The organism is Burkholderiales bacterium, from assembly GCA_035518095.1.
Taxonomy (GTDB): domain Bacteria; phylum Pseudomonadota; class Gammaproteobacteria; order Burkholderiales; family JAHFRG01; genus JAHFRG01.
In genome coordinates, this window is sequence record DATIXX010000042.1 from 1 (window position 1) to 3455 (window position 3455).

3 protein-coding genes and 1 pseudogene are annotated in these 3455 nt (G+C 53.7%); 1 reads left to right on the forward strand and 3 read right to left on the reverse strand.

Going from position 1 to position 3455, the window contains the following annotated elements; genetic code table 11:
- Positions 1 to 31 precede the first annotated feature (31 nt).
- The 3 genes and pseudogenes from VLV32_08165 to VLV32_08175 form a co-directional block, all read right to left on the reverse strand.
- On the reverse strand, positions 32 to 850 hold the full coding sequence (locus VLV32_08165; GenBank protein ID HUL41863.1) for a DUF4214 domain-containing protein: 819 nt from the start codon (positions 848 to 850) through the stop codon (positions 32 to 34).
- Between the two features lie 7 nt (positions 851 to 857).
- A pseudogene (gene cysC / locus VLV32_08170) lies at positions 858 to 1451 on the reverse strand (adenylyl-sulfate kinase).
- Positions 1452 to 1492: 41 nt separating this feature from the next.
- Positions 1493 to 2674 carry a polysaccharide biosynthesis/export family protein gene (locus VLV32_08175; protein ID HUL41864.1) on the reverse strand — a complete coding sequence of 394 codons (1182 nt, stop codon included), beginning with the start codon at positions 2672 to 2674 and terminating at the stop codon, positions 1493 to 1495.
- Positions 2675 to 2850: 176 nt separating this feature from the next.
- Between VLV32_08175 and VLV32_08180 the strand changes: the two genes are divergently transcribed.
- A partial coding sequence (locus VLV32_08180; protein ID HUL41865.1) for a glycosyltransferase family 1 protein occupies positions 2851 to 3455 on the forward strand: 605 nt, incomplete at its 3' end.

Here is a 3455-nt window from a genome sequence, read left to right on the forward strand (position 1 = left end):
CAGCTTTAGTTTGTGCAAGCGACTGGAGGATCTAATTAACGCCATCCAAGGCAGCTTGCAGGAACGATTTGGTTTGCGCAAGCGACTGCACGGTCTGGATTAAACCATCCACTGCCGCTCGCAAAGCAGCGTTGGTTTCCACTTGATAAGCCAACAGTCGACTATGACCAGCCTCTAAGTCGTGTGCTGCGCGGTAAAGAACATCTATGTATTCTTGATAATGTTCCCCGGCTTTCTCGATAAACTGAACAATAAGGTTTTCGAATTTTTGCTGATTGCGCTCAAAATTAGGGAAATTCCATAAAGCGGCAACGGTTTGCGCCAGGCGCCCTAAGATGGGCCAACTATAGATTTTTCGTAGAGTGTATGAAACCAAGAGGCCGCTAACCACCACGCCTGCCGACTTTCCTTCGGGCGAGTAGCGTATCTGGCCAAGAATTTGAATCTTTGAAATGCCGTCGCGCAGACGACCAAGGTAATACTTGAAACCGGGTTCGTCCGGGGCGCGGCGAAGGAGGGCCCGGTATGCGGCAGTAATGAAAGCTTCATTGTGAAAAACCAGCAGGTCGTTGACGTGGTATTGTCCAGTCGTCGACGGTTGAAATGCGGGCTGCAAGTCAATCCTACAAGGTTCTGGCAATTGAAGCCTTATCGCACTGGGGGTGGCGACGACCCGTGGTTGTGCAACCGCGGTGTTTACACCTGCCGCAGAGCGTGGAGGGACGGGAAGCTGTGAATCACCGACATTCAAAGAGGCGTTGAATCGCGCAAGCCGATGCTTGGCAACTCCCTCCCGAATACGTTGCATTAGTATTTCGACATCTATTTCGGCGCCGCGGGGTTGAATCATTTGATCACTAAGAAAACACTGCTTTGCACTTTTGCTCGATAACGACGAGGCCTTTTTTACCGAGGTATTTCATGACTAATTCGGCCGTATCGTCCGGGGGGGCTGCGGTCGTATCGAGCCGGATATCCGGCGCGAGCGGTGGTTCGTAGGGAGAGTCGATGCCGGTGAAGAGCTTTAATTCTCCGCGGCGCGCTTTCTTGTAAAGTCCTTTGGGATCGCGCGCTTCGGCTATTTCGAGCGGAACGTCCACAAAGATTTCCACAAACTCGTCTTCGGAAAACAATAACCGTGCCATTTGGCGTTCGGCGCGAAATGGTGAAATGAACGCGGCCAAAACGATGAGCCCCGCGTCGACCATCAATCTGGCAACTTCAGCCACGCGGCGAATATTTTCTGTGCGATCAGATTCTGAAAATCCTAGATCGCTGTTTAATCCCTGGCGCACAAAATCGCCGTCAAGAAGAAACGTATGGTAGCCCAGCGTCAATAGCTCTGCCTCTACAAGGTTGGCGATGGTTGACTTGCCTGCAGCAGGAAGCCCCGTGAACCACAGCACGAATGGCTTTTGCGCTTTTATTTGAGCTCGCGCGCCCTTTGAAACGCCTGAACGGCGCAACGCCTCGGGCACTTTTTTTGGAGGCTTCATCGCGTTCCTATGGCCGCCGCGTTAAGAGCAGGGGAGGTAATTAAATAAATTACGTTGAGGAATTTCTGCACTTCCGCGAGCGGCGCGTTGGTCACATAAAGCAAATCTTTATTTTCGACCGGAAACGACTGTGCGACGAAAAAGGTCTCGGGATTTTTCAGATCGACCCGGTAGATCACCGGTACCTTGCCGTCGGGTGTAACCATAACCGGCTGGTGGGGCCATTTCAGCGTGTCTGAAGGTTCGAAGCGAAAAATGAAAACGCCTTGCGCGTCGGCGCGGTTGTCGATCAATCCGCCGGTTCGCGCCAGAGCCTGCGCCAGCGTGATGCCTTGCGCTTCGAAGTTGATCTCCTCATTTTTCCCCGTCGCGCCGAGCGCTGTAAAGCTGAGCGGCTGGAACAGGGCAGTGACCACGTCGCCGGGATGCAGCGGTACATTCTGCCTCGGGTCCTTGATGATGGTTTCCAGTGGAAGCGAATAAACGTTGTCGTCCCGCGTTACCTGAATGGTCATTTTGTCTACCGGCTGGCGCACGCCGCCGGCGGCTGCCAGGGCGTCCAGCAGTTTTTCGCCGCGAGGCGTAAGGGGAACGAGGGTGCTATTCGTTACATCCCCGACGACCGTAACTTTCGAAGAAACATTATGGATTACTCTTACGAGAACCTGCGGCTGATTGGCCTTGCCCTTAAGACCCTTGGTGATTTCAGCTTCGATTTCCGTGGGTAACCTGCCGGCTGCTTTCACTTGACCGACAAAAGGGACATTGATGAAACCTTCGCTATCAACCATCTGGTCCGGCAGCGTGGTCACCTGTGAGGTCGTCAATGATGCCGCTTGGGCGCTAGCCAGGGTGATTTGCGGCGCCCCAAAGAGGGTGGCCGGAGGCGCTTCCCATATCGTGACTTCTACCACATCGCCCGGCCCTATGAGCTGCGCGTTGATCGGCGCCGATCCCAACGTGTCCGAAAACATGTGCGTTGCGCGATGGGCCAGCAATTCACGCGCCACTTTATCCGTGACATCCACAATTTGAATGCCTGCCGGATTTGGACCGGTTTCGATAGGCTTGACATCGGATTTCACGAAACCAGCGTCGGGGAGGCCAAGACTGCTGCAACCATGCAGGATCAGAACGCCCAGAGAAAATGTCAGAGATAATGCAAGATTTGTACGCATAGCGAGGGACTTTAAAATATATACTTAATTAGGATGCGAACCCCGGTAGAATTCTGCGAACGGGCGCTTTTGTTTTACTTTACATCCAACGCGATAAAAACACCAAGTTTTGAAAGCGGTAGTCTTTCTTGCCGCGTGCCGACACCCTGTCTATATGATTACACGCCTACACAATCATGCCGCGTATCCTGATTGATATTACACGTTTAATCTACCGACGGCTGGTCGGCAGGCTTCCGACGGGAATAGATCGCCTGAGTCTGGAATACGTTCGGCATTACGCGCACACTGCGCGGGCGGTTTTGAGTCTCTGGGGCCTACATGCTGTTCTTTCAGAGACGGACTCCGATCGCGCGTTTAGCATGTTGCTGGACGGCCAGACTGACGGTGCCCGAGTAGCACGGCAGCTCATTCTTAAAGCGTGCTTGTACGGCTGGATGAACACGAACGTGGCGGGCTGCTATTTTTTCAATACGGGCCATATGGGACTGGAAAGCAAAGGCTACGCGCTGCTGTTGAAGCTCCTTGGTGTTCGGCCCATATTTGTCGTCTGCGATCTCATACCAATCACGCACCCGGATTATTGCCGCAATGGCGAGCAAAAACGTCACATAGCGCGTATGCGCAATGCGCTTTCGCGAGGGCACGGGATTATTACGATATCGAATGATACGCTCGATAAATTGAAGGGCTTCTCGAATCGGGCCGGTCTGCCGGTTCCGCCCACGGTGGTAGCCTCGCTCGCGTCCGGCCTGCCGGGACTGGCACCGGGACCGCGGCC